At 62.6% G+C, this 24,228-nt stretch carries 22 protein-coding genes and 1 pseudogene; 8 read left to right on the top strand and 15 right to left on the bottom strand.

What is annotated here, in order from left to right:
* The 9 genes and pseudogenes from APH36_RS09445 to mrcB all read right to left on the bottom strand — a co-directional run.
* Window positions 1–284 (bottom strand): annotated as a pseudogene (locus APH36_RS09445) (sulfoxide reductase heme-binding subunit YedZ); the annotation flags it as partial.
* On the bottom strand, window positions 284–1,297 hold the full coding sequence (gene msrP / locus APH36_RS09450) for a protein-methionine-sulfoxide reductase catalytic subunit MsrP (protein ID WP_060498415.1): 1,014 nt from the start codon (window positions 1,295–1,297) through the stop codon (window positions 284–286). The gene msrP and the pseudogene APH36_RS09445, both read right to left, overlap by 1 nt.
* Before the next feature lie 79 nt (window positions 1,298–1,376).
* On the bottom strand, window positions 1,377–2,228 hold the full coding sequence (gene pssA / locus APH36_RS09455; protein WP_003250045.1) for a CDP-diacylglycerol--serine O-phosphatidyltransferase: 852 nt from the start codon (window positions 2,226–2,228) through the stop codon (window positions 1,377–1,379).
* 150 nt (window positions 2,229–2,378) lie between these two features.
* Entirely contained in the window at window positions 2,379–3,395 is a 1,017-nt protein-coding gene (gene ilvC, locus APH36_RS09460; protein ID WP_003250043.1) for a ketol-acid reductoisomerase, read from the bottom strand.
* 55 nt (window positions 3,396–3,450) lie between these two features.
* Entirely contained in the window at window positions 3,451–3,942 is a 492-nt protein-coding gene (gene ilvN, locus APH36_RS09465; RefSeq protein ID WP_003250040.1) for an acetolactate synthase small subunit, read from the bottom strand.
* Window position 3,943: 1 nt separating this feature from the next.
* Complete coding sequence (locus APH36_RS09470; protein ID WP_060498430.1) at window positions 3,944–5,668, bottom strand: acetolactate synthase 3 large subunit; 1,725 nt, start codon at window positions 5,666–5,668, stop codon at window positions 3,944–3,946.
* Between the two features lie 410 nt (window positions 5,669–6,078).
* The gene (locus APH36_RS09475; protein ID WP_060498416.1) at window positions 6,079–6,411 is read right to left on the bottom strand and encodes a YqcC family protein; all 333 of its coding nucleotides are present in this window, start codon (window positions 6,409–6,411) and stop codon (window positions 6,079–6,081) included.
* Complete coding sequence (locus APH36_RS09480) at window positions 6,411–7,214, bottom strand: tetratricopeptide repeat protein (RefSeq protein ID WP_060498417.1); 804 nt, start codon at window positions 7,212–7,214, stop codon at window positions 6,411–6,413. Before APH36_RS09480 ends, APH36_RS09475 begins: the two co-directional genes overlap by 1 nt.
* Window positions 7,215–7,229: 15 nt before the next feature.
* Window positions 7,230–9,551, bottom strand: a complete 2,322-nt coding sequence (mrcB, locus tag APH36_RS09485; protein WP_060498418.1) for a penicillin-binding protein 1B — start codon at window positions 9,549–9,551, stop codon at window positions 7,230–7,232.
* A 114-nt stretch (window positions 9,552–9,665) separates the two neighbouring features.
* Here mrcB and APH36_RS09490 point away from each other — a divergent pair, with 114 nt between their 5' ends.
* Complete coding sequence (locus APH36_RS09490) at window positions 9,666–11,228, top strand: bifunctional aminoglycoside phosphotransferase/ATP-binding protein (RefSeq protein WP_060498419.1); 1,563 nt, start codon at window positions 9,666–9,668, stop codon at window positions 11,226–11,228.
* Window positions 11,229–11,413: 185 nt separating this feature from the next.
* On the top strand, window positions 11,414–11,692 hold the full coding sequence (locus APH36_RS09495; protein WP_060498420.1) for a TfoX/Sxy family protein: 279 nt from the start codon (window positions 11,414–11,416) through the stop codon (window positions 11,690–11,692).
* Between the two features lie 207 nt (window positions 11,693–11,899).
* Here the strand turns inward: APH36_RS09495 and APH36_RS09500 are convergent, their stop codons facing one another.
* The 4 genes from APH36_RS09500 to APH36_RS09515 are packed head-to-tail and all read right to left on the bottom strand — an operon-like array spanning window position 11,900 to window position 15,482.
* A complete protein-coding gene (locus tag APH36_RS09500; RefSeq protein ID WP_060498421.1) occupies window positions 11,900–12,784 on the bottom strand; it encodes a ChaN family lipoprotein in 885 nt (294 codons plus the stop codon).
* A gap of 12 nt (window positions 12,785–12,796) precedes the next feature.
* Window positions 12,797–13,564, bottom strand: coding sequence for a heme ABC transporter ATP-binding protein (locus tag APH36_RS09505; protein WP_028699679.1), 768 nt, complete (start codon window positions 13,562–13,564; stop codon window positions 12,797–12,799).
* The gene (locus tag APH36_RS09510) at window positions 13,564–14,547 is read right to left on the bottom strand and encodes an iron ABC transporter permease (protein ID WP_177337095.1); all 984 of its coding nucleotides are present in this window, start codon (window positions 14,545–14,547) and stop codon (window positions 13,564–13,566) included. The genes APH36_RS09505 and APH36_RS09510 overlap by 1 nt, the downstream gene beginning before the upstream one ends.
* Window positions 14,548–14,597: 50 nt before the next feature.
* The gene (locus APH36_RS09515; protein ID WP_060498423.1) at window positions 14,598–15,482 is read right to left on the bottom strand and encodes a hemin ABC transporter substrate-binding protein; all 885 of its coding nucleotides are present in this window, start codon (window positions 15,480–15,482) and stop codon (window positions 14,598–14,600) included.
* Between the two features lie 148 nt (window positions 15,483–15,630).
* Here APH36_RS09515 and APH36_RS09520 point away from each other — a divergent pair, with 148 nt between their 5' ends.
* On the top strand, window positions 15,631–15,948 hold the full coding sequence (locus APH36_RS09520; protein WP_060498424.1) for a Rieske (2Fe-2S) protein: 318 nt from the start codon (window positions 15,631–15,633) through the stop codon (window positions 15,946–15,948).
* Here APH36_RS09520 and sfsA read toward each other — a convergent pair.
* Both sfsA and APH36_RS09530 read right to left on the bottom strand, forming a co-directional pair.
* The gene (gene sfsA, locus APH36_RS09525) at window positions 15,938–16,651 is read right to left on the bottom strand and encodes a DNA/RNA nuclease SfsA (protein ID WP_060498425.1); all 714 of its coding nucleotides are present in this window, start codon (window positions 16,649–16,651) and stop codon (window positions 15,938–15,940) included. The two genes, APH36_RS09520 and sfsA, sit on opposite strands and share 11 nt — an antisense overlap.
* Window positions 16,651–17,823: a pyridoxal phosphate-dependent aminotransferase gene (locus tag APH36_RS09530; protein WP_060498426.1), complete on the bottom strand. Its 1,173-nt coding sequence runs from the start codon at window positions 17,821–17,823 to the stop codon at window positions 16,651–16,653. Before APH36_RS09530 ends, sfsA begins: the two co-directional genes overlap by 1 nt.
* 210 nt (window positions 17,824–18,033) lie before the next feature.
* On the opposite strand from APH36_RS09530, the gene dksA reads away from it, so the two are divergent.
* The 5 genes from dksA (at window position 18,034) to APH36_RS09555 (ending at window position 24,177) form a co-directional block, all read left to right on the top strand.
* A complete protein-coding gene (dksA, locus tag APH36_RS09535; protein ID WP_060498427.1) occupies window positions 18,034–18,477 on the top strand; it encodes an RNA polymerase-binding protein DksA in 444 nt (147 codons plus the stop codon).
* Between the two features lie 63 nt (window positions 18,478–18,540).
* Window positions 18,541–19,428: a tRNA glutamyl-Q(34) synthetase GluQRS gene (gene gluQRS / locus APH36_RS09540; RefSeq protein ID WP_060498431.1), complete on the top strand. Its 888-nt coding sequence runs from the start codon at window positions 18,541–18,543 to the stop codon at window positions 19,426–19,428.
* Between the two features lie 163 nt (window positions 19,429–19,591).
* Complete coding sequence (locus APH36_RS31595) at window positions 19,592–19,768, top strand: hypothetical protein (protein WP_003250005.1); 177 nt, start codon at window positions 19,592–19,594, stop codon at window positions 19,766–19,768.
* A complete protein-coding gene (locus APH36_RS09550) occupies window positions 19,752–22,727 on the top strand; it encodes a sensor histidine kinase (RefSeq protein WP_164525092.1) in 2,976 nt (991 codons plus the stop codon). Before APH36_RS31595 ends, APH36_RS09550 begins: the two co-directional genes overlap by 17 nt.
* A gap of 4 nt (window positions 22,728–22,731) precedes the next feature.
* Window positions 22,732–24,177 (top strand): sigma-54 dependent transcriptional regulator, encoded by a 1,446-nt coding sequence (locus tag APH36_RS09555; protein ID WP_060498429.1) that lies wholly within the window; start codon window positions 22,732–22,734, stop codon window positions 24,175–24,177.
* Window positions 24,178–24,228: the final 51 nt, after the last annotated feature.

Here is a 24,228-nt window from a genome sequence, read left to right on the forward strand (position 1 = left end):
AGAATAAAGAACAGGTAGGCCAGGATGTGCAGCGCGATGTAAGCAAACACCCAGAGCCCCAGCTGCCGACGCACCACGACCCAGCCCGACCAGCCTGTCAGCCTCTGTAGCGGGGTCATGCTCAAGGTCACTAGCAGGAAGGTGAGCGCCCCGAGCCCAAGACGATCCATCATGATCTTGCCGGGGTCCGGCCCCAGCAGATTCATCGCCGCCTCATACAACCACCACGCCGGGACCAGGCACCCCACAACGAAGATGGCCAGGCGAAACCAGGGATAGCGCATCAATAGTTCTTCCGTAGATCTAGCCCGCTGTACAGTGAAGCCACTTCATCAGCGTAGCCATTGAACATTTGTGTTTCGCGCACATTGGGGCTGAACAACCCGCTGGGCAACCGCCGCTCACGCGCCTGGGTCCAGCGCGGGTGGTCGACCGTCGGGTTCACGTTGGCATAAAAGCCATACTCATCCGGTGCCAACCCTTGCCAAGTGGTGCCGGGCTGTTCAGCCACCAGGCTGATGCGCACGATCGACTTGACACTCTTGAAGCCATACTTCCAGGGCACCACCAACCGCAACGGCGCACCATTCTGGTTGGGCAACACCCGCCCGTACATGCCCACCGCGAGGATCGCCAGCGGGTGCATTGCCTCATCCAGTCGCAACCCCTCTCTATAAGGCCAGTCGATCAGGGCGAACCCGGAGCGCTGCCCCGGCATATGCTGCGGGTCTTTCAATGTCTCGAAGCGAACGTAGCGCGCCTTCGAAGTCGGTTCGACCTGCTTGAGCACCTGCGCCAAGGGAATGCCCAACCAGGGAATGACCATCGACCAGGCTTCGACGCAACGCAACCGGTAGATGCGCTCTTCAAGCTGATAGGGTTTAACGAAGTCTTCCAGCGCATAGCGGCCTGGCTTACCGACCTCACCATCCACTACAACCGACCACGGCTCGGTCTGCAGGCTGTCGCCATTAGCCGCCGGGTCGGCCTTGTCGGGGCCGAACTCATAGAAGTTGTTGTAGTGGGTGGCATCCTTGAAAGGCGTGATCGCCTCCCCCGGCACCGTCACAGCTTGCCAGTGAGCAGAAGAAAGCTTGTCACTGAACCAGCCTGGCGCCTTGCCTGCCTCGACATCGGCATATCGACTGGGCTCTGCCGCCAGCCCCATGCGCGGCAATGCACCCAGCGCCAGGCCGGCCAACGAGCCCCCCAGCAGGGTGCGACGGGAAAGGTAGATGCCTTCGGGGGTGATCTCCGACGCCTTGCACTCGGAAGACCTGGGAAGCTTGATGAGCATGGGCGGCTCCATAGCACTGGATAACGGATGTACCAGTAAGACTATGGAGCCGGAGGGTTATTCCAGCATTAAGCGATTTTTACGCTTTGCGCCGGCGCGCCTTCAACAGGAACTGGATCGGCCCCGATGCAGCATAGGCGAGGAAGATCAGCAGCAGGATGCGCGGTGGGTCGCTGAACACCACGGCAAACACCAGCACCACCGCCAGGATGGCCACGAACGGTACGCGACCTTTGAGGTCCAGCTCCTTGAAGCTGTTGTACTTGATGTTACTGACCATCAGCATGCCGGCAGCCGCTACCAACAGCGCCACCAGGAACGACAGCTTGGAGCCCTGGATGCCGTAGTCGCTGAACGCCCACACGGTACCCGCCACCACACCTGCCGCAGCCGGGCTGGCCAGGCCAATGAAGTAGCGCTTGTCGGCGGTGCCGACCTGGGTATTGAAGCGTGCCAGGCGCAGTGCTGCACCGGCCACATAGATGAAGGCGACCATCCAGCCGACCTTGCCCATGTCACCCAGCGCCCAGCCGAAGGCCAGCAAGGCCGGGGCCACGCCGAAGGCAACCATGTCCGACAGCGAGTCGTACTCGGCGCCGAAGGCACTCTGGGTATTGGTCATGCGCGCAACGCGGCCATCCAGGCCGTCGAGCACCATGGCCACGAAGATGGCGATGGCGGCAAAGGCGAAGTACTTGCTCGCCTCACGCGGGTCACCGGCACTCAGGGCGCTCTGCGCGCTCATCGAGCTGATGATGGAATAGAAACCGGCAAACAGGTTGGCGGTGGTAAACAGATTGGGCAGCAGGTAGATGCCGCGGTGACGCACCTTGCGCCCTTCGGCGTCATGCCCTTCTTCAACGTGCTCATCGACAGGTAGCAGGCTTTCGGCGTCGGAGGGCTTGTTCGGCTCTTCGGGACGTTCGCTCATGGAGGGTACCTTGCAACAGGATGGAAAATGTTCGACACGGGCCTGCGAAACAGGTTCTAACGGCAGGCCACCGGTCTGCTTTATACCAGAAGCGGACTGCCAGAACGAAAAAACGCGGCCGAAGCCGCGTTTTTAATCTTTCGATAAGACTTAGTTCTTGGTCTTGTCGACGATTTTGTTAGCCGAGATCCACGGCATCATCGAACGCAGTTGCTCGCCGATGATTTCGATGCCGTGAGCGGCGTTGTTGCGGCGCTTGGCGGTCATCGATGGGTAGTTGGTAGCACCTTCGGAGATGAACATCTTCGCGTATTCGCCGTCCTGGATGCGCTTCAGGGCGTTGCGCATGGCCTTGCGGGATTCTTCGTTGATGACTTCCGGGCCAGTGACGTACTCACCATATTCGGCGTTGTTGGAGATCGAGTAGTTCATGTTGGCGATGCCGCCTTCGTACATGAGGTCAACGATCAGCTTCAGCTCGTGCAAGCACTCGAAGTAGGCCATTTCTGGCGCGTAGCCAGCTTCGACCAGGGTTTCGAAACCGGCTTTGACCAGCTCGACGGTACCGCCGCACAGAACAGCCTGCTCACCGAACAGGTCGGTTTCGGTCTCGTCCTTGAAGGTGGTTTCGATGATGCCGGTACGGCCACCGCCAACGCCCGAAGCGTAGGACAGGGCGACGTTCTTGGCGTTGCCCGAAGCGTCCTGGTAGATAGCGATCAGGTCAGGGATACCGCCGCCTTTGACGAACTCGGAGCGAACGGTGTGGCCCGGGGCCTTCGGCGCGATCATGATCACGTCGAGGTCGGCACGCGGAACAACCTGGTTATAGTGGATCGAGAAGCCGTGGGAGAAGGCCAGGGTAGCGCCCTTCTTGATGTTCGGCTCGATCTCGTTCTTGTACAGCGCGCCCTGGAACTCGTCCGGGGTCAGGATCATCACCAGGTCAGCCGCAGCGACAGCGGTAGCAACGTCAGCAACTTTCAGGCCGTGGGCTTCAGCCTTGGCAACGGTAGCCGAACCTTTACGCAGACCGACGGTAACGTCTACACCGGAGTCCTTCAGGTTGCACGCCTGAGCGTGGCCCTGGGAGCCATAACCGATGATGGCGACTTTCTTGCCCTGGATGATGGAAAGGTCGCAGTCTTTATCGTAGAAAACTTTCATGAAAATACCCCTGATTATATCTCGGCCCCTGCGGAGCCATCGCTAATTTTTGAATTTAGATGCTGAGCACTTTGTCGCCGCGGGCAATGCCGGTAACGCCGCTGCGCACGGTTTCGAGAATCGATGCAGTGCCGATCGCCTGGATGAAGCTGTCCAGTTTGTCGCTGGTACCGCTCAGCTGTACGGTGTACACGCTGGCGGTCACATCGACGATCTGGCCACGGAAGATATCCGTGGTGCGCTTGATCTCGGCGCGCTGGGCACCGGTGGCCTTGACCTTGACCAGCATCAGTTCACGCTCGATGTGAGCGCTTTCCGACAGGTCGACAAGCTTGACCACTTCGACCAGCTTGTTCAGGTTCTTGGTGATCTGCTCGATCACTTCGTCATGGCCAACGGTGGTCAGCGTCAGACGCGACAGGGTCGGGTCTTCGGTCGGCGCCACGGTCAGGCTTTCAATGTTGTAGTTGCGCTGGGAGAACAGGCCGACCACGCGGGACAGAGCACCGGGTTCGTTTTCCAGCAGCAGGGAAATGATGTGCCGCATATCAGGTACGCTCCGTCTTGCTCAGCCACATGTCACGCATCGAGCCATCCTTGATCTGCATCGGATAGACGTGCTCACTGCGGTCAACCGCGATGTCGATGAACACCAGGCGGTCCTTCATCGCAAACGCTTCTTCCAGCTTCGGCTTGAGGTCCTTCAGGCTGGTGATGCGGATGCCCACATGGCCATAGGCCTCGGCCAGCTTGATGAAGTCAGGCAGCGATTCGACGTACGAGTGCGAGTGACGACCGTTGTAGGCCATGTCCTGCCACTGGCGGACCATGCCCAACACACCGTTGTTCAGGTTGACGATCTTCACCGGCAGGCCGTACTGCATGCAGGTGGACAGCTCCTGGATGTTCATCTGGATGCTGCCTTCGCCAGTCACGCAGGCAACGTCCTGGTCCGGGAAGTTGAGCTTGACGCCCATCGCCGCCGGGAAGCCGAAGCCCATGGTGCCCAGGCCACCGGAGTTGATCCAGCGGTTCGGCTTGTTGAAGCGGTAGTACTGCGCCGCGAACATCTGGTGCTGGCCCACGTCGGAGGTGACGAAGGCATCGCCATGGGTCACTTCGCACAGGGTCTCGATGACTTTCTGCGGTTTGATGACGTTGCCGTCGCCCTTGTCGTAAGGGAACAGCTCGCCATTGCCACGCCATTCGTCGATCTGCTTCCACCAGGCATCCAGCGCAACCTTGTCAGGCTGCTCGCCGATTTCCTTGAGGATGCCGAGCATTTCGCTGAGCACGCTGTCGACCGGGCCGACAATTGGCACGTCGGCCTTGATCATCTTGGAAATCGACGCCGGGTCGATGTCGATGTGGATGATCTTGGCGTTCGGGCAGAACTTGGCCGGGCCGTTTACAACGCGGTCGTCAAAACGCGCGCCCACGGCAAGGATCACGTCGGCATTGTGCATGGCCATGTTGGCGGTGTAGCTACCGTGCATGCCGAGCATGCCGAGGAACTGGCGGTCGGTACCCGGGAAGCCACCGAGGCCCATCAGGGTATTGGTGACCGGCAGGTTCAGCGACTTGGCGATTTCGGTCAGCGCTTCGGAGCCACCGCCGAGGATCACGCCACCACCGGAGTAGACGATCGGGCGCTTGGCCGCCAGCAGCATTTCGGCAGCCTTACGGATCTGGCCGGAGTGGCCACGGACCGCCGGGCTGTAGGAGCGCAGCTTGACCTTTTTCGGGTAGACGTATTCGAACTTCTCAGCCGGGTTGGTCATGTCTTTTGGAATGTCGACCACGACTGGACCTGGGCGACCGGATTGCGCCAGGTAGAACGCTTTTTTCAGAACTTCCGGGATCTCGGTCGGGTTCTTGATCATGAAGCTGTGCTTCACGATCGGCCGCGAGATACCGATCATGTCGGTTTCCTGGAAGGCATCGGTACCCACCATGGTGCTAGGCACCTGGCCGGACAGGATGACCATCGGAATGGAGTCCATGTAGGCGGTGGCAATGCCGGTAATGGCATTGGTCGCGCCCGGGCCGGAGGTGACCAGCACCACACCGGCCTTGCCGGTGGCGCGGGCGTAGCCGTCCGCCATATGGGTTGCCGCCTGCTCGTGACGAACCAGGATGTGTTCCACTTCCGGTTCTTTGAACAGCGCGTCGTAAACATGCAGGAGAGCACCACCAGGGTACCCGTAGATGTGCTTAACGCCTTCGTCACGCAAAAAGCGGACGACCATCTCAGCGCCAGATAAAAGCTCCACGTTGTTCACCTCTAAAACGCCAGAATACCGTCCCTAGTGGACGGGTCTTAATAGGTTTACTGCCAAGCAGAGCATGAGCGAAAACGTCAGCACTGACTGAGCAAGTATTGGGAGCACCCCAGAGTGTTGCGGGGTTTTCCCACCCAGCGCGAGGTAACGCGTTGCGGGGTGTAACAGGTCGGCGCGGGTGTGCACCTCATGATCTGCTTAGCGGGTCTGCTTCTGGCAGTCCCTCTACAGCGGAAGTTGGATTCTTGTGATTCGGCGCCAACATGTCAAGAAAAATTATTGCCAATTTTTCCCCAAGATGAATTCCTGCCACCACTAACAATCGCTTCAGCAGCAGAATAAATAAGATTTCCATAAAAAAGGGCCACAATCTGCGGCCCTTGAAGGAAAAACTGAAGAAATCAGGCGGAAGGAGCGATCAATTGGTCAAATGCTGCCAACAGACGGCGCAGCTCACGACTTTGCTCCGGGCGGTCGGTAAACACGGTCTCGGCCATGACCAGGATGCTGGAGGCGCTGGGCAACGGCTGGCCCAGCTCGATAATAATCTTCATCCGCGGCAGGAAGATCCATTGCAGCCACTGCTCGAAGCTGAGGGTATCGACCGCGAACGGCACGGTACTGGCCAGTGCCTCGTCGCTGGGTGGCTCGTCATCCCACCAGCCTTGCACCACCAGTTCACGCTCGATCAGCAACAGGTGGTCGGCAATATCCAGAATACGTTGCTCAATCATCACGAATTGACCCGTGCCTTTTGCCGGGCCAGTGCTGCGCCAGCGCTGTCACCTTGTTTTTCGCGGGCCTGGGCGATGGTGTTCCACAGCTCGGCCTGCAGGCTTGGGCGGCCGTTCGCGTAAGTCAGGCCTCGACGCGCCAACTGCTCGGCCTGCGCCGCATCACCTTGCGACAGGCGTACCTGAGCCAAGCGATACAGCACTTGCGGCTCACGCGGTGCAATGCGCTGTGCGCGCTCCAGGCTCGAAGCAGCGCCGTTGAAGTCACCACTGCCCTGCTGGGTCTGCGCGGTGGTCAGCAGTGCCAGCACCGGACCGTCCAGTTGCTCGTCGGCCGACAGGCCACCCGCAGGAATGCTGCTACGCGGAATGCCGGTTGGCGCGCTGGTGCTTGCCGGGGTGCTGTTCATTGCCGCGATGTCGAACGGTTCGTCGGCAATCGGGTTGGGGTTGGTGGTCATCGGCGCTGAACTGACAGGGCCAGAGGTAATCGGGCCCGGCGTGATTGGCGAGGTGCTGATCGGCGCCGCGCCATTGGCAGCCGGGAACGTCTGGATGCCAGAAGCGCCAGCGCCCTGCGGGATCATCACGGTCACGCCGGAGTCTTCGGGCAACGTCTGCGCTTGCGCGGTGCCCGTGTTATAGCCACCCGCCGAGCGGTTGGCTGTAACGCGCTCACTGTTGGACACGCGAGTGCTCGAATCGACCACCGGAATATTACCGCGCGGGACGCTAGAGCACCCCTGGAGCACAGCCAACGCCGTCACGGCAGGAAACAGCCACTTGTTCACGTCACACCTCATCAATGCAGCCTGTGCTTAATTCATCCAGCCTTTGACCCAGTCCATGACCGACTCTGCTGGATTCTGCTCGCCGCCACAGGTCGCGCCGGCGGGCGGTTCACTCCCGCGAATATACGGCATCTGCACCGCTCCCGGACAGCTGGCATCAGACCCATGACCTGTGTACGGGTCAATCCAGGCCTGCACCACGTTGTCCGGCTGCGGCATGTCCAGCGGCAGCGGGTCGGCCTTCTTCATGAAGCTGGTCCAGACCTGCAGGGCACCGGTGGCACCGGTAAATGGCGTTTTGCCGTTATCGTCACGGCCCATCCACACCACGGCCAGCAGGTCCTGGCTGAAGCCGGAGAACCAGCTGTCGCGCGAGTCGTTACTGGTACCGGTCTTGCCCGCCAGGGTCAGCGAGCGCGGCAGGGTGTTGTACACCGATCGGCCGGTACCTTCACGCATCACCCGCTGCATGGCGTTCTGCACCAGATAGATGGCGCCCGGGTCGAAGGTTTGCTGGATCTGGAACGGGTAGCGCTTGAGCGGCTCGCCTTCGGCAGTGAGCACGCTGCGGATACCGCGCATCGGTGTATTGAAGCCGCCATTGGCGATGGTCTGGTACATGGTCGCAACCTGCATCGGCGACATGCCGCCGGCCCCCAGCAGCATGGCCGGGAAGGCTGGCCAGTCGACATTCACTCCCAGACGGCCGATGGTCTTGATCACGTTGGGCACGCCCACTTCCAGACCGAGCTTGGCAGTCGACAAGTTGTACGAGTTGGCCAACCCCTGATACAGGTAGATGGTCCCGTGCGGGCGGCGGTCATAGTTTTGCGGGCGCCAGACCTGGCCGTCGGCACCTTTGACCGAGAATGGCTCGTCCTGCACCCAGCTGGTCAGGGTGTACTTGCTCGGCTGTTCCAGCGCCGTCAGGTACACCGACGGCTTGACCAGCGAACCGATCGGGCGCACAGCGTCGATGGCACGGTTGAAACCGGCGAAGCCTGCCTGGCGGCTGCCGATCAGGGCCTGGACTTCACCGGTTTCCGGGTTGGTCACGACCATTGCCGACTCCACCTCGTCAGCACCCTTGCGCCCCGCCAGGCGCTTGAAGGTCTCGCTCATCGAGGTTTCGGCCTTCATCTGCAGGATCGGGTCGAAGCTGGTGAAGATACGCAGCCCTTCCTCGGTCAAGTCTTCGTCGCGGTAGTCCTGGCGCAACTGGCGCTTGACCAGGTCGAGGAAGGCCGGGAACGAGCTGTCAGCCAGGCTGCCACGCTTGGTCACACCCAGCGGCATCTTCTTCGCTGCATCGACTTCCGCCTGGCTGGCCACGCCCTGCTCGGCCACAAGGTCGAGCACCAAGTTGCGGCGCGCCAGGGCGCGGTCGGGGTAACGTCGCGGGTTGTAGTAGGACGGGCCTTTGACCATGCCCACCAGCAAGGCGATCTGGTGCAGTTTCAGCTCCGACAGCGGCTGGCTGAAGAAGAACTGGCTAGCCAGGCCGAAGCCATGCACAGCACGCTGGCCATCCTGACCGACGAACACTTCGTTGAGGTAGGCCTCGAGAATCTCACGCTTGTCGTAGTGCAACTCAAGCAGCATGGCCATCATCGCCTCGGTCAGCTTGCGGCTGAGGCTGCGCTCGCTGCTGAGGTAGAAGTTTTTCACCAACTGCTGGGTCAGGGTACTGCCACCCTGGCGCATCGAGCCGGAGGAGGTATTGACCCACATGGCCCGGGCGATGGACTTGGGCGACACGCCAAAGTGGCTGTAGAAGTCGCGGTCTTCGGTCGCCACCAGGGTTTCGAGCAGGTACTTGGGCACCTGGTCGATCTTGATCAGGATGCGGTCTTCAAGGTTTTTCGGGTAGATACCGCCAATCATCAGCGGCTCCAGGCGCACCACATCCAATGCCTTGCCGTTGGCACCGGAAAGGCCCGCCACGTAATCGCCCGAGAAGCGCACGCGCACGAACTGCGCCGGCTCCATGCCCTCGTAGAACTGGAAGCCACGGGTATTGAGGTCGACGGTATTACCGTTGATCGCCGCGGCACCCGGGCCGTTGGCCGCGCTCTCACGGCGGTAGCCGAGCGCATCGAGTTCGGTGAGGAAGTCGTTCTTGCTCAGTTTCTGGCCGGTGAACAACTCCAGTGGCCGGGCATACACCTTGGCCGGGATGGTCCAGCGCTTGCCGGAGAACTTCTCCTGCACAACGGCATCGAGGTAAACCGCGAAGCCGGCAACGATCACCAGGCCTACCAGGCTGAGCTTCAAAGCCCAGCCCAGCCAGGCGCGGGAGCGGCCGGTCGGGCGTTTCGGAGGGGTACGGGGATTTCGGGTTCGGGTCATGGCGGCGGATTATACGCACTTTATAAAGGCTGGGCAGACGGCCCGGCGGTAGGCAGGGACGGCACCATTGACCATAATGGCGCATTCGAATTCCCTGCCCCGGATGGATTTCCCGTGAGCCAAGCCCTTATCACTGCGTTGCAGAACCCAGCCCTGTACCCTCACCCTGTGGATGGGTTCCAGCTCATCGAGACGCATATCTCCTGGGTGCTGCTCACCGGCGAGTACGCCTACAAGATCAAGAAGCCTATGAACTTCGGCTTCCTCGACTTCACCAGCCTGGACCAGCGCCAGCATTTCTGTAACGAAGAGTTGCGCCTGAACCAGCGCATGACCGACGGCCTGTACCTGGAAGTACTGCCGGTCACCGGCAGCGTCGATGCGCCGCAGATCGGTGGCGAAGGCGAGGCCATCGAATACGCCCTGAAAATGCGCCAGTTCCCCCAGGGGCAGATGCTCAGCACCCTGCAGGCCAACGGCGAACTGAATGCCGCGCACATCGACCAGATGGCCCGGCAAATCGCCGAGTTCCACCTGCAGACCCCCAAGGTACCTGCCGAGCAGCCCTTCGGTTCGCCTGAAAGCGTCATGGCTCCGGTCGAGCAGAACTTCGAGCAGATCCGCCCATTCCTGACCGAGAAGGCGGACCTTCAGCAACTGGACAACCTGCAGGCTTGGGCACGGAGCAGTTTCGAGCGACTGCAAGGCCTTTTCGCCTCGCGCAAGGCCAATGGTTTCACCCGCGAGTGCCATGGCGACATCCATCTAGGCAACGCCACCCTGATCAATGGCCAGGTGGTGATCTTCGACTGCATCGAGTTCAACGAACCGTTCCGCAAGACCGATGTCTGGGCCGACACCGGCTTCCTTGCCATGGACCTGGAAGATCGCGGCCTCAAGTGCCTGGCACGACGCTTCATCAGCCAGTACCTGGAGCTGACAGGCGATTATGAAGGCCTGGAAGTGCTCAACTTCTACAAAGCCTACCGCGCCCTGGTACGGGCCAAAGTCGCGCTGTTCAGCATGCCGGCCAATGCCGATGGCGTGCAACGGGCCACCACCCTGCGCACCTACCGCAACTACGCCAACCTAGCAGAAAGCTACAGCGCCATTCCTTCGCGCCTCCTGGCCATCACCCACGGCGTTTCGGCAGTGGGCAAGAGCCATGTAGCAATGCGCCTGGTGGAGGCCTTGGGCGCCATTCGCGTGCGCTCTGATGTCGAGCGCAAGCGCCTGTTCGGCGAACAACAGCAGGCCGACGCTGGCCAGCTGAGCACTGGCATCTATGGCCAGGACGCCAATGCAGCGACCTACCAGCGCCTGCACGAAGTGGCGGCAACCGTGCTGCGTGCCGGTTTCCCGGTGGTACTGGATGCCACCTACCTCAAGCGTGGGCAGCGCCAGGCTGCGGCCGACGTTGCCAGCCAGACCGGTGTGCCATTCCTGATTCTCGACTGCCACGCCCCGGATGCGGTCATCGCCAGCTGGCTGGAGCAGCGCCAGGCGCAGAACAGCGACCCGTCGGATGCCACGCTGGAAGTGGTCAAGGCCCAACAGGCCAGCCGTGAGCCGCTGGATGCGCAGGAGCTTGGGCAAAGCACCCAGGTCGATACCCAGACCGCCGGCAGCATGGACCAGGTGATCGAGCAGATTCGCCAGCGCTTGCCTGGGCTTTAAGTTCGCCGCTCTCCTGTGCCGGCCTCTTCGCGGGTTTACCCGCGAAGAGGCCGGCACAGGCTCCTCAAGGCATCTCGTCACCTCCGATGGCAAAAGGCCGCGCATTTCCCAACCCCCGCTACACTCCTCTCTGACCTGCTCGCGATTTATCCCCCAGACCCGTTCAGCCATCGCAAGGAGGCTCGATGAACGATGAATTGCAGCATCTGAAGAACCTTGGCAAGACCTCTGCGCAGTGGCTGCACGCAGCCGGCATCCACAGTGCATCGGATCTGCGCCGCCTGGGCGCGGTGGGTGCATACCAGGCCGTGAAGACACGAGGGTTTCGCGCATCAAAGGTGCTGTTGTACGCCATTGAAGGCGCCCTGCTGGACATGCACTGGAACGATTTGCCGCTCGAACGCAAAGAAGCCCTCAACCAACAACTCGACGCGAAGAACCCTTCGCAAAAAAATCCAAAATAATCGTGAAAAGGGGATTGACCGCTAAATGAGAATTGTTATGATTATCACAACTGGTCGCGAGACTGGTTGGATAAGCTAAGAGCCCCTGGTTCGGACTCTCAGATTATCTCCTCATCAGGCTAATCACGGTTATTGACCCGGCAATTTGCCGGGTCTTTTTTTGCCTATAGGTTTGTGTCGCCTGGCTTGACCCGGTCACCGCTCACATTACTGACGAAACTGCGCGCAATAGTCCTGCTCCGGCATCGCCGCCGTGTACCACATGTAATCCGCCTCGCCTGGCTCAACCTGCTCGCCCACCTCGGTAAGCAGCAGGACCTTGCTCCCCCCCGATGCGCCCAGATCAGCCAGATGCAACGGCACGCCCAAGTCCTTGCGCGCGTGGTAGGCCCCTGCGAACAGCAACGCCGGCTGCGGTGCCGCCAGCAAGCGCTCGGCCATGCGCCGGTCGCGCTGTTGCTGCACGGCCAGCATCGCTGGCAACTGGCTTTCAGGCAGCATCCCGCAGTGCCCAGCGCGCACTTGCTCCAGCAACGCAGCCTTTACCGCAGGCGCATTGGACTTATCACCCTTTAACAAAGCGGGCTGCCGATAAGCCTGACGCATCTCGCCAGGCGACAGGTTGGCCGCCAGCAGCGGCACGCGCTGCTGCAAGGCCTCACGCACGATCGGCCCGTACAACGTCCAGTCCCAACCCTCTTGCCACGCCAGGGCCTTGGGCAAGTCTGCCGGCAAAGCATGCGCCTGCACCTTGTCGACCAGCGGTTGCTGCTCGGGCTGCAGCATTTCCAGCAAGAGGCTGCCTTGCGCGCGCCGAGCGTGCAAAGCGCGTAGCAGCCAAAGCTGCAGCGCATGATGATCGGGGTTGTCGTGCTTCTCGCCCACCATGACTCGGGGAGCCTCTGCCAAGCGCTGCACCAGCTGCTCAGGGCTGATCACCTGACCACTGGCAAGGTCGATGATGTGCCCCAACTCGGCATGCGTGCGCCCTTCACTGCTCTGCCAGGCGGGTAATGGCGGCAAGCTGGCCTGGCAGCCACCCAGTGACAGCATCAGGCATAGCATGAGACCAGACAGCAGCAGATGACGCATCGGCAATGCCTCCTAGCGGGTGATGATCAGTGGATGCCCACGCTCCGGGTGCGCCTGCACCAGCACGTCAATACCGTATACCGCTTTCAACGCTGCGGGAGTCAACACCGCCTCGGGCGTGGCAAAGGCATGGCAGCGCCCCTGTTCCAGCAGCAGGATACGGTCACAGTAACGCGCCGCCAGGTTCAAGTCGTGCAGGATCACCAGCACTGCGGCGCCACGGTCGGCGAAGCGGCGTACAGACTCCAGCGTTGTGTGCTGGTGCAGCGGGTCGAGCATTGAGGTCGGCTCGTCGAGCAGCAGCGTGGTGCCCTCTTCGCCCGGCCACAACTGCGCCAGCACGCGAGCCAGGTGCACTCGCTGCCGCTCACCTCCCGATAAGGCCAGGTAACTGCGATCCACCAGATGCCAGGCATCTGCAGCCTGCAAGGCCGCCTCGACAATTTCTGCATCGCGCCGCTGCCCGGTGCCATGCGGCATACGCCCCATGCTCACAACCTCTTCGACCCGGAACGAGAAGCCCAGGCTGGACACCTGCGGCAGCACCGCCAGGCGCCTGGCACGCTCCTGCCCACCCCAGTCAGCCAATGGCCGTCCCTGTAGCGTTACCTGCCCACGGTCCGGTGCCAGTTCGCCACACAACACCCCCAACAGGCTGCTTTTGCCGGCACCGTTAGGGCCTAGCACACCCACAACCTGCCCCGGGCTCAGTTGCAGGTGAATGTCGTGAAGCACCTCGTTGCTGCCCCGCCGCAGGTGCAGCCCTTCCACTTGCAACATCAGCTGCGCCCTCGTATCAGCAGGAACAGAAAGAACGGCGCACCGATAAAGGCCGTGACGATACCGATCGGCAACTCGGCAGGCGCCAGCAGCAGCCGCGCAGCCAGGTCGGCGAACAGCATCAGCACGCCGCCCGCCAGCAACGAAGCCGGCAGCACCACCCGGTGATCAGGCCCGGCCAGCAAGCGCACCAGGTGTGGTACCACCAGGCCGATGAAACCGATCAGCCCGGCGGCAGCCACCGCTGCCCCCACCCCCAGCGCCGTGCAGAACACCAGCTCACGCTTGAGCCGCTCGACATCAACGCCCAGGAGGCGTGCCTCCGACTCACCCAACAACAGCGCATTCAGCGCCTTGGCCCGGCGTGGCAACCACACCGCCACACCCGCGGCCACCAGCAGCAACGGCCACAGCCGCTCGTAGCTGGCACCGTTCAGACTGCCGAGGTTCCAGAACGTCAGTGTGCGCAGGGTAGCGTCGTCGGCCAGGTAAGAGAACAGCCCCACCGCCGCGCCGCCCAGCGCGGTCATGGCCACACCGGCCAGCAGCATCGTGGCCACGTTGGTCTGCCCATCGCGCCGCCCCAGGCGGTAAACCAGCGCGGTTACCCCAAGCCCCCCGACAAACGCGCAAAAGGACAGCAAATAGGGCGCGAAGGCCTCCGGCATGCCGCCAAACCAGGCACCGCCGACAATGGCGACCGCAGCCCCCATCGCAGCCCCGGCGGCCACCCCCACCAGCCCTGGGTCGGCCAACGGGTTACGGAACAGCCCCTGCATGGCCACACCGGACAGCGCCAGCACCGCGCCCACCGCCAACCCCAACAGGGTACGCGGCAGACGGATCTGGCCCAGGATCATCTCGGCCTGTTGCAGGCCGTCAGCCGCAATCGGCAGCCCCAGCAGGCGCAGGCCGGCACGCAGGGTGTCGAACAGCGGCAAGCTGACCGGCCCCAAGGCCAACGACAGCCAGACCGCCAACAGGCACAACAGGCTCAGGCAAATGAACAACGTACGTGGCTGTACCCGCTGCTTCATTGTGCAAAGCTGGCCTTGGCCGCCGGGTAGAAGTTGGCAGCCAGCGACTGCAAGGTAGCCGGCAGGCGTGGCCCAAGACCGCCGACCAGCAATGTTGGGTCAAGCGATACAAGGCGCTTCTCACGCACGGCACGGGACGCCGCCAGCGCGGGGTTTTCTTTCAGCAGCGCCTGCAAGGCCTGCTCATCGGCCAGCGCCCGGTCGGAGAACACGATCACATCCGGGTCCAGCGCGGCCAGTGCTTCGTTGGAGAAATTCTTGTAACCCTGATGCGCTGCCAGGTTACGCCCACCCGCCTGGCCCAACAGCCAGTCACCCGCAGTGCCCTGCCCGGCAATCAGCGGCTTGGCGCCGGCATGCCCGACGAGTAGCAGCACGCCCGGCGCCTTATGCCCTGCCTGGGCCTGCTTGACCTTGGCCTGCAAATCCTCAAGCTGCTGGTGGTAACTGGCCGCCAACGCCGACGCTTGCTGCTCGGCGCCAAGCAACTGGCCCAGGTGCTTGAGGTTTTCATCCACCGCCGACAGCTCGGCCCTGCTGGAAAACAACGCCACCTGCACACCCGCCTTGCGGATTTGCGCCAGCACCGGTGGCGGGCCCATTTCTTCGGTGCCCACCAGCACATCCGGGCGCAGGCTAAGGATGCCTTCCGCCGACAGTTGCCGCTGGTAACCCACACTAGGCAGTGATTTCAACGATGCCGGGTGCTGGCTGGTGGTATCAACCCCCACCAGCCGCGCTTCACCGCCCAGCGCAGTTATCCACTCACTCAGTGCACCTCCGGCGCTGACCCAGCGTTGCGGCAGCTCGGCCGCCAGGGCCTGGGTAGAGAGCACAAGGCTTGCGCACAGCGCGAGCAAGGCGACGGGACGGCGCATCATCGGGTTCCTTCTGAAGGCGGACCACACGCCTTGTGGCGGGCGGCAGAACTGCGCACCATAGGTAGCCGGACGCAGCGAATGCGGGCAATTTGATAATTATTCGCATTGGCGCGTCAAGCCATCATCTGTTTCACGAGTCGTCCTTGCCATGCACTTCCTTTGTACCTCCCACGGCCTGGCCGAAGGCCAAAGCCGCGCCTTCAGCGTAGACGGCGTCGAACTGTTTGGCGTGCGTCGCCAAGGCCAGGTGTTCCTCTACCGCAACCGTTGCCCACACCGCGGCATCCCGCTGAACTGGGCGGAAGATGCGTTTCTCGATGACAGCGCCAGTCTCATCCACTGTGCCCACCATGGTGCGCTGTTCCTGATAGAAAGCGGCGAATGTGTGGCAGGCCCCTGTGAAGGAGAGCAACTTCAGCCCATGGGCTGCCACGAAGACAGCCAGGGCATCTGGTTCAAGGGTTGAGCAGCACTGGCAAGCGGCGGTCGATGACGATGCCTTCAGCGTCCAGGCGGGTACCGTAGGCCAGTACCTCAACGCCGTCGGCCACCGCGGCACGCAGGGCCTGAGCGTAGGCACCGTCGATTTCCTCGGCCGGGCGCACGGCATCGATACCGGTCAGGTTCACGCAGTACAGTTGTACCGCCCGTACGCCCTGCCGGGCCAGCGTGGCCAACTCGCGCAGGTGCTTGGCACCGCGCTGGGTTACCGCATCCGGGAACGCTGCGACCGTGCTGTCGGGGTAGCCCAAGGTTACGCTCTTGACCTCGACATACACGGGCGCGCCGTCAAACTCCAGGCGAAAGTCGATCCGGCTGCCTTCCTCGCCGTAAGCCACTTCGCGCTTGAGCGCCGTGAAACCGGCCAGCTCGGCAATCACGCCTGCCCTCAGCGCCTCCTCGACCAGCGCATTGGCCCGCCCGGTATTCACACAGGCCAGCCGCCCCTGCGGCGTTTCGCTGATTTCCCAGGTACCCGGCAGCTTGCGCTTGGGGTCGGTGGAGCGGCTGAACCACACCTGCCCACCTTCACGCATGCAGTTGAGCATGGAGCCGGTGTTCGGGCAGTGAATGGTCAGATGTTCACCATTGGCCAGTTCGATATCGGCCAGAAAGCGCTTGTAGCGGCGCAGCAGGCTGCCCTGTTCAAGTGAAGGAGAGAAACGCATCAGCCTTGCCAGCTCCGCAGGCCACGGGCAATGCGCTGCACCGCCTCTTCCAGGCGTGGCAGGCTCTGGGTGTAGGCAAAGCGCACATGGTGGCCGGCCAGGTGACGGCCGAAGTCCAGGCCCGGCGTGAAGGCCAGGTGCTCGGTTTCCAGGAAGTGCCGACAGAAGGCGAACGCATCACCGCCAAAGGCACTGATGTCGGCATACAGGTAGAACGCGCCCTGTGGCTCGACGGCAATGCGGAAGCCCAGTTCGCGCAGGGCTGGCAACAGATAGTCGCGACGGCGGGCGAATTCGGCGCGGCGTTCTTCAAAAATGGCCAGGGTTTCCGGCTGGAAGCATGCCAGAGCAGCATGCTGCGCCATGCTAGGTGCGCTGATGTACAGGTTCTGCGCCAGTTTTTCCAGATCAGCCACTGCGCCAGGCGGCGCCACCAGCCAGCCGAGGCGCCAACCGGTCATGCCGAAATACTTGGAAAAACTATTCAGAACGAACGCCGAGTCGTCGACTTCCAGCACGCTTGGCGCGTCCATGCCATAGGTAAGGCCATGGTAGATCTCATCCACCACCAGGTGACCGTGACGCTCATGGGTGGCCCTGGCAAGGCTGGCCAGCTCGTCACGCCCCAGCACGGTGCCGGTCGGGTTGGCCGGCGAAGCGACCAGAGCGCCCACCGTGTCCTTGTCCCAGTAACGGTCGACCAGGTCGGCTGTCAGTTGGTAATTCACGTCCGGCCCTACCGGCACCAACTGCGCGCCCCCCTCGACCAGGCGCAGGAAGTGGCGGTTGCACGGGTAGCCCGGGTCGGCCAGCAGCCAGTGCTTGCCCGGGTCAACCAACAGGCTGCTGGCCAGCAGCAATGCGCCTGAGCCACCCGGGGTAATGAGGATGCGCTCCGGGTCGATACTCAGCCCATACCGCTGGCCATAAAAGCCGGCGATGGCTTCGCGCAGTTGTGGCAGCCCGCGCGCTGCGGTGTAGCGGGTGTGCCCAGCGGCCAGTGCCGCCTGGCCGGCCGCGACGATGGGCGCGGCCGTGGTGAAGTCCGGCTCACCGATTTCCAGGTGGATCACGTCATGCCCGGCCGCCTGCAGCTCGTTGGCCCGGGCCAGCAGTGCCATGACATGGAAGGGTTCGATGGCGCGACTGCGCGCACTGTAGGGGTGGGCCATGACCTTCTCTCAATTGGGTCTAAACTGGAGATTCTACCTCTGCACGCCACCGAACGTACGGCTCAGGCCGCTGTCAATTGCCAGTAACAGGCGGGGTAGCGCACCCCCGATCTATCTGGTAAGTTCGGCGGCTCGCAGTCGCAGGGCCGGCGGGTGCCGGAGATGGAGCAGCCTGCGCATTGGATCAGATGAGTGAGAGGCGGTCTATTCATGTCCACCGTAGAAAAGCAAAAAGCCCAGACCATGTACGGTGTCGAGCCATACGTAGAAACCAAGGGTGAAGAGTACATGGGCGAGCCCATGAAAAAACACTTCACCAAGCTTCTCGGCGCCTGGAAGCAAGAGCTGATGACCAGCGTGGACCGCACTGTGGACCACATGAAGGACGAAGCAGCCAACTTCCCCGACCCGGCCGACCGCGCCAGCCAGGAAGAAGAGTTCGCCCTGGAACTGCGCAACCGCGACCGCGAGCGCAAGCTGATCAAGAAAATCGACAAGACCCTCGACAAGATCAAGGCCGACGAATACGGCTGGTGTGAGTCGTGCGGTATCGAAATCGGCCTGCGCCGCCTGGAAGCCCGTCCGACCGCGGACCTGTGCTTCGACTGCAAGGAAATCGCCGAGAAAAAGGAAAAAACGATCGGCAAAGGCTGATCTTTCTTCCACCTGAACGGGGCGCTCGATGCGCCCCGATTCATTTATATGCCCAGCCAGACCATGACCGACTCCAGCTACATCGGGCGTTTCGCCCCCACCCCCAGCGGCTTCCTGCACTTCGGCTCGCTGGTCGCCGCCCTCGCCTCCTGGCTCGATGCCCGCGCCGTCAACGGCCGCTGGCTGCTGCGCATGGAAGACACCGACCCACCCCGCGAAATGCCCGGCGCCCGCGATGCCATCCTGCAAACCCTTGAACGTTACGGCCTGGAATGGGATGGCGAGGTTGTGTTCCAGAGCCAGCGCCACGACGCCTACGCGGCAGTGGTCGACCGCCTGTTCAACATGGGCCTGGCTTATGCCTGTACGTGTTCGCGCAAGCAACTGGAGGGTTACAACGGGATTTACCCGGGTCTGTGCCGCAACGCCGGGCACGCCCGTGAAGGTGCAGCAATCCGCTTGCGCGTGCCCGAGCTGATCTACCGCTTTACCGACCGGGTACAGGGTGAGTACCAGCAGCACCTGGGGCGTGAGGTGGGCGACTTTGTCATCCAGCGCCGTGACGGGCTGTATGCCTACCAGCTGGCGGTGGTGCTGGACGATGCCTGGCAGGGTGTTACCGATATCGTGCGTGGCGCCGACCTGCTCGACAACACCCCGCGCCAGCTGTACCTGCAAGAGCTGCTGGGCTTTTCACAGCCGCGCTACCTGCATATTCCGCTGATCGTGCAACCGGACGGGCACAAGCTGGGCAAGTCGTACCGCTCGCCGCCGTTGCAGGCAGAGCATGCTACGCCGTTGTTGCTGCGCGCGTTGCGGGCGCTGGGGCAAGAAGCAGACCCCGAGTTACTGCTGGCAACACCGGCTGAAGTGCTGGCGGTGGCGCGCAAGCAGTGGCGGCCGGAGGCGATTGCGCAGCGGACCACGGTGCCAGAGGCTGAGTTGCGCTGAGGCTTTAGCGGCCTCTTCGCGGGCACAGGCAAAACAACTCTCAAAAACAAAAGCCCAACAAATTCAAACTCTTGGCTAACCTCACCGATTCCCGCTAGCATCCCCCCAGCCATTTGCGCCAATAATAAGTCCAAGCCCGCAGCGCCCAACCATCGAGGCCAGCATGTACATCTATCGTTTGGTCCTGCTTCTGGTCGTGGGGATCTACCTGTTCTCCCCGGCCATCATGGACTGGTGGATCGAACCGACCGGAGCCTGGTACCGCCCTTACCTGCTCTGGCTGATCCTGATCGTCGTCACCTTCATCCTGCAGAGCCAACGAGATGCCGATGAGCTTTAGCCTGACCCAGATGATCCTGATCAGCGCCGGGTACCTCATGGTGCTGTTCGGCGTGGCCTGGATCAGCGAGCGGGGGGTCATCCCGCGCTCGATCATTCGCCACCCGCTTACCTACACCCTGTCGCTGGGCGTATACGCCAGTGCCTGGGCCTTCTATGGCTCAGTCGGCCTGGCCTACCAGTACGGCTACGGCTTCCTTGCCTGTTACCTGGGCGTGTCCGGCGCGTTCCTGCTGGCACCGGTGCTGCTATACCCGATCCTCAAGATCACCCGCACCTACCAGCTGTCCTCCCTGGCCGACCTGCTGGCGTTCCGCTTCCGCAGTACCTGGGCGGGGGCGCTGACCACCATCATCATGCTGATTGGCGTGTTGCCTTTGCTGGCGCTGCAAATCCAGGCGGTTGCCGACTCGATCAGCATCCTCACCGGTGAGCCGGTCAAGGCAAGGGTGGCATTCGCCTTCTGTACGCTGATCATCCTGTTCACCATCTTCTTCGGTTCGCGGCACATCGCCACGCGTGAGAAACACGAAGGGCTGGTGTTCGCCATCGCCTTCGAATCGGTGATCAAGCTGCTGGCCTTGGGCGGCATCGGCCTTTACGCCCTTTATGGCGTATTTGGCGGCCCGCACGAACTGGAAGTCTGGCTGCTGCAGAACCAGACCGCTCTGGCCGCCCTGCACACCCCGTTGCAGGAAGGGCCATGGCGCACCCTGCTGCTGGTGTTCTTCGCCTCGGCCATCGTCATGCCGCACATGTACCACATGGCCTTCACCGAAAACCTCAACCCGCGCTCACTGGTCAGCGCCAGCTGGGGCCTGCCGCTGTTCCTGCTGCTGATGAGCCTGGCCGTGCCGCTGGTGCTGTGGGCCGGCCTGCGCCTGGGCGCCAGCACCAACCCCGAGTACTTCACCCTGGGCCTGGGTATTGCCGCCAACAACGAGGCACTGGCACTGCTGGCCTACGTCGGCGGCTTGTCGGCCGCCAGCGGCCTGATCATCGTCACCACTCTGGCGCTGTCGGGCATGGCCCTCAACCATCTGGTACTGCCGCTGTATCAACCCCCGGCCGAAGGCAACATCTACCGCTGGCTGAAGTGGACCCGCCGCGCGCTGATCGTTGCCATCATCACCGCCGGCTTCATGTTCTACCTGACCCAGAACAACCACCAGAGCCTGGCCAACCTGGGCATCGTCGCCTTCGTCGCCACCCTGCAGTTCCTGCCAGGCGTGCTGTCGGTGCTGTACTGGCCCACCGCCAACCGCCGCGGCTTCATTGCCGGGTTGCTGGCCGGCACCCTGGTGTGGATGGTGACCATGCTGCTGCCGCTGCTGGGCAACCTGCAGGGCTTCTACATCCCGATGCTGGACATGATCTATGTGCTGGACGACACCAGCTGGCACATGGCGGCCATTGCCTCGCTGGCGGCCAACGTGCTGCTGTTTACCCTGATCTCGCTGTTCACCAACGCCAGCAACGAAGAAGTCAGCGCCGCCGAAGCCTGTGCGGTGGACAACGTGCGCCGTCCGCAGCGCCGCGAGCTGCACGCAGCCTCGCCCCAGGAATTCGCCACCCAGCTGGCCAAACCGCTGGGCGCCAAGGCCGCACAAAAGGAAGTGGAGCAGGCCCTGCGCGACCTCTACCTGCCGTTCGACGAGCGCCGCCCTTATGCCCTGCGCCGCCTGCGAGACCGCATCGAAGCCAACCTGTCCGGGCTGATGGGGCCGAGCGTGGCCCAGGACATGGTCGAGACCTTCCTGCCGTACAAATCCGGTAACGAAAACTACGTGACCGAAGACATCCATTTCATCGAAAGCCGCCTGGAAGACTACCACTCGCGCCTGACCGGCCTTGCCGCAGAGCTCGATGCCCTGCGCCGTTACCACCGCCAGACCCTGCAGGAGCTGCCCATGGGCGTCTGCTCGCTGGCCAAGGACCAGGAAATCCTGATGTGGAACAAGGCCATGGAAGAGCTCACCGGCATCGCCGCCAAGCATGTGGTCGGCTCGCGCCTGGTCACCATCGACGAGCCTTGGCGCGGCCTGCTGCAAGGCTTCATCAACGTGCCCGACGAGCACCTGCACAAGCAGCGCCTGGCGCTGGACGGCCAGCCGCGCTGGCTGAACCTGCACAAGGCCGCCATCGACGAGCCGCTGGCACCCGGAAACAGCGGCCTGGTGCTGCTGGTGGAAGACCTGACCGAAACCCAGGCACTGGAAGACAAGCTGGTGCACTCCGAGCGCCTGGCCAGCATCGGCCGCCTGGCCGCTGGCGTAGCCCACGAAATCGGCAACCCGATTACCGGCATCGCCTGCCTGGCGCAAAACCTTCGTGAAGAACGTGAAGGTGATGGCGAAATCATCGAGCTGTCCAGCCAGATCCTCGACCAGACCAAGCGGGTATCGCGCATCGTCCAGTCGCTGATGAGCTTCGCCCATGCCGGCGGCAGCCACCAGAACAGTGAAGAGCCGGTGTGCCTGGCCGAAGTGGCGCAGGACGCCATCGGTCTGCTGGCGTTGAACCGGCGCAATTTCGAAGTACAGTTCTTCAACCTCTGCGACCCGGACCACTGGGCCGAAGGGGACCCGCAGCGCCTGGCCCAGGTGCTGATCAACCTGCTCTCCAACGCCCGCGATGCCTCACCGCCCGGCAGCGCCGTGCGCGTGCGCAGCGAAGTGAGCGAGCACACCGTCGACCTGATCGTCGAGGACGAGGGCAGCGGGATACCGAAGAGCATCATGGACCGCCTGTTCGAACCCTTCTTCACCACCAAAGACCCGGGCGAAGGAACCGGACTGGGGCTCGCTCTGGTCTATTCCATCGTGGAAGAGCATTATGGGCAAATCACCATCGACAGCCCGGCCGATATCGAACGGCAACGTGGCACCCGGATCCGCGTGACCCTGCCCCGGCATGTCGTAGCGACGTCCCCTGAAATTCGAGACCGTCGAGAGAATTGAATCAATGCCGCACATTCTGATCGTCGAAGACGAAACCATCATCCGCTCGGCCTTGCGTCGCCTGCTCGAGCGGAACCAGTACCAGGTCAGCGAAGCCGGCTCGGTGCAGGAAGCCCAGGAACGCTTCAGCATTGCCACCTTCGACCTCATCGTCAGCGACCTGCGCCTGCCAGGTGCGCCCGGCACCGAGCTGATCAAGCTCGGCCAAGGTACCCCGGTGCTGATCATGACCAGCTACGCCAGCCTGCGCTCGGCGGTGGACTCGATGAAAATGGGCGCGGTGGACTACATCGCCAAGCCCTTCGACCACGACGAGATGCTGCAGGCCGTGGCGCGTATTCTGCGCGACCGGCAGAACGCTCCGGCCGCCGCACTGGCTGCCGAGCCACGCGCCACCAACGGCAAGGCCGCCGCGGCCGACAAAGGCAGCGCGGCTGCGGCCAATGGCGAAATCGGCATCATCGGTTCATGCCCGCCCATGCAGGACATGTACAGCAAGATCCGCAAGGTGGCGCCCACCGACTCCAATGTGCTGATCCAGGGTGAGTCGGGTACCGGTAAAGAGCTGGTGGCCCGCGCCCTGCACAACCTGTCACGCCGGGCCAAGGCACCGATGATCTCGGTGAACTGCGCGGCCATCCCCGAGACCTTGATCGAGTCCGAACTGTTCGGCCACGAGAAAGGTGCGTTCACCGGTGCCAGCGCCGGGCGTGCGGGCCTGGTAGAGGCCGCCGACGGTGGCACGCTGTTCCTTGACGAAATCGGTGAACTGCCACTGGAAGCCCAGGCCCGTCTACTGCGTGTACTGCAGGAAGGCGAGATTCGCCGGGTGGGGTCGGTGCAGTCGCAAAAGGTCGATGTGCGCCTGATCGCCGCGACCCACCGCGACCTGAAGAACCTGGCCAAGGCCGGCCAGTTCCGCGAAGACCTTTACTATCGCCTGCACGTCATCGCCCTGAAACTGCCTGCCCTGCGCGAGCGCGGCAGTGACGTGAACGAGATCGCCAGCGCCTTCCTCGCCCGCCAACGCGCGCGTATCGGTCGCGACGACCTGCACTTCTCGGCCGAGGCCGAGCAAGCCATTCGCCATTACAGCTGGCCAGGTAACGTGCGAGAGCTGGAAAACGCCGTGGAGCGTGCGGTGATTCTTAGCGAGAGCGCAGAAATTTCGGCCGACCTGCTGGGCATCGACATTGAACTGGGCGACCTGGAGGAGGACGAGATCCTCAACAACGCCCTGGTTGCAGCCAGTGCTGCAAATGCCAGCCACGAGCCGACCGAAGACCTGTCGCTGGAAGACTACTTCCAGCACTTCGTGCTCGAACACCAGGACCACATGACCGAGACCGAGCTGGCACGCAAGCTTGGCGTCAGCCGCAAGTGCCTGTGGGAACGCCGTCAGCGCCTGGGTATTCCACGGCGCAAAAGCAACGTTACCAGCGATAACTGACCTGCCTGGCGTACGCCGCAGCATATGCGGTGGGGTGAGACCGAGCGCCGC

It is taken from the genome of Pseudomonas sp. NBRC 111133 (assembly GCF_001320605.1).
In the GTDB taxonomy this organism is placed as follows: Bacteria; Pseudomonadota; Gammaproteobacteria; order Pseudomonadales; family Pseudomonadaceae; genus Aquipseudomonas; species Aquipseudomonas monteilii.

Bases quoted from the DNA above. Each gene is read 5' to 3' on its own strand.
- gluQRS (WP_060498431.1), top strand. From the start codon at position 18,541: ATGACCGACTCCAGCTACATCGGGCGTTTCGCCCCCACCCCCAGCGGC.
- msrP (WP_060498415.1), bottom strand. From the start codon at position 1,297: ATGCTCATCAAGCTTCCCAGGTCTTCCGAGTGCAAGGCGTCGGAGATC.
- ilvC (WP_003250043.1), bottom strand. From the start codon at position 3,395: ATGAAAGTTTTCTACGATAAAGACTGCGACCTTTCCATCATCCAGGGC.
- APH36_RS09520 (WP_060498424.1), top strand. From the start codon at position 15,631: ATGCACTTCCTTTGTACCTCCCACGGCCTGGCCGAAGGCCAAAGCCGC.
- APH36_RS09480 (WP_060498417.1), bottom strand. From the start codon at position 7,214: ATGAGGTGTGACGTGAACAAGTGGCTGTTTCCTGCCGTGACGGCGTTG.
- dksA (WP_060498427.1), top strand. From the start codon at position 18,034: ATGTCCACCGTAGAAAAGCAAAAAGCCCAGACCATGTACGGTGTCGAG.
- APH36_RS09475 (WP_060498416.1), bottom strand. From the start codon at position 6,411: ATGATTGAGCAACGTATTCTGGATATTGCCGACCACCTGTTGCTGATC.
- ilvN (WP_003250040.1), bottom strand. From the start codon at position 3,942: ATGCGGCACATCATTTCCCTGCTGCTGGAAAACGAACCCGGTGCTCTG.
- APH36_RS09515 (WP_060498423.1), bottom strand. From the start codon at position 15,482: ATGATGCGCCGTCCCGTCGCCTTGCTCGCGCTGTGCGCAAGCCTTGTG.
- APH36_RS31595 (WP_003250005.1), top strand. From the start codon at position 19,592: ATGTACATCTATCGTTTGGTCCTGCTTCTGGTCGTGGGGATCTACCTG.
- sfsA (WP_060498425.1), bottom strand. From the start codon at position 16,651: ATGCGTTTCTCTCCTTCACTTGAACAGGGCAGCCTGCTGCGCCGCTAC.
- pssA (WP_003250045.1), bottom strand. From the start codon at position 2,228: ATGAGCGAACGTCCCGAAGAGCCGAACAAGCCCTCCGACGCCGAAAGC.
- APH36_RS09500 (WP_060498421.1), bottom strand. From the start codon at position 12,784: ATGCGTCATCTGCTGCTGTCTGGTCTCATGCTATGCCTGATGCTGTCA.
- APH36_RS09530 (WP_060498426.1), bottom strand. From the start codon at position 17,823: ATGGCCCACCCCTACAGTGCGCGCAGTCGCGCCATCGAACCCTTCCAT.
- mrcB (WP_060498418.1), bottom strand. From the start codon at position 9,551: ATGACCCGAACCCGAAATCCCCGTACCCCTCCGAAACGCCCGACCGGC.
- APH36_RS09495 (WP_060498420.1), top strand. From the start codon at position 11,414: ATGAACGATGAATTGCAGCATCTGAAGAACCTTGGCAAGACCTCTGCG.
- APH36_RS09505 (WP_028699679.1), bottom strand. From the start codon at position 13,564: ATGTTGCAAGTGGAAGGGCTGCACCTGCGGCGGGGCAGCAACGAGGTG.
- APH36_RS09555 (WP_060498429.1), top strand. From the start codon at position 22,732: ATGCCGCACATTCTGATCGTCGAAGACGAAACCATCATCCGCTCGGCC.
- APH36_RS09550 (WP_164525092.1), top strand. From the start codon at position 19,752: ATGCCGATGAGCTTTAGCCTGACCCAGATGATCCTGATCAGCGCCGGG.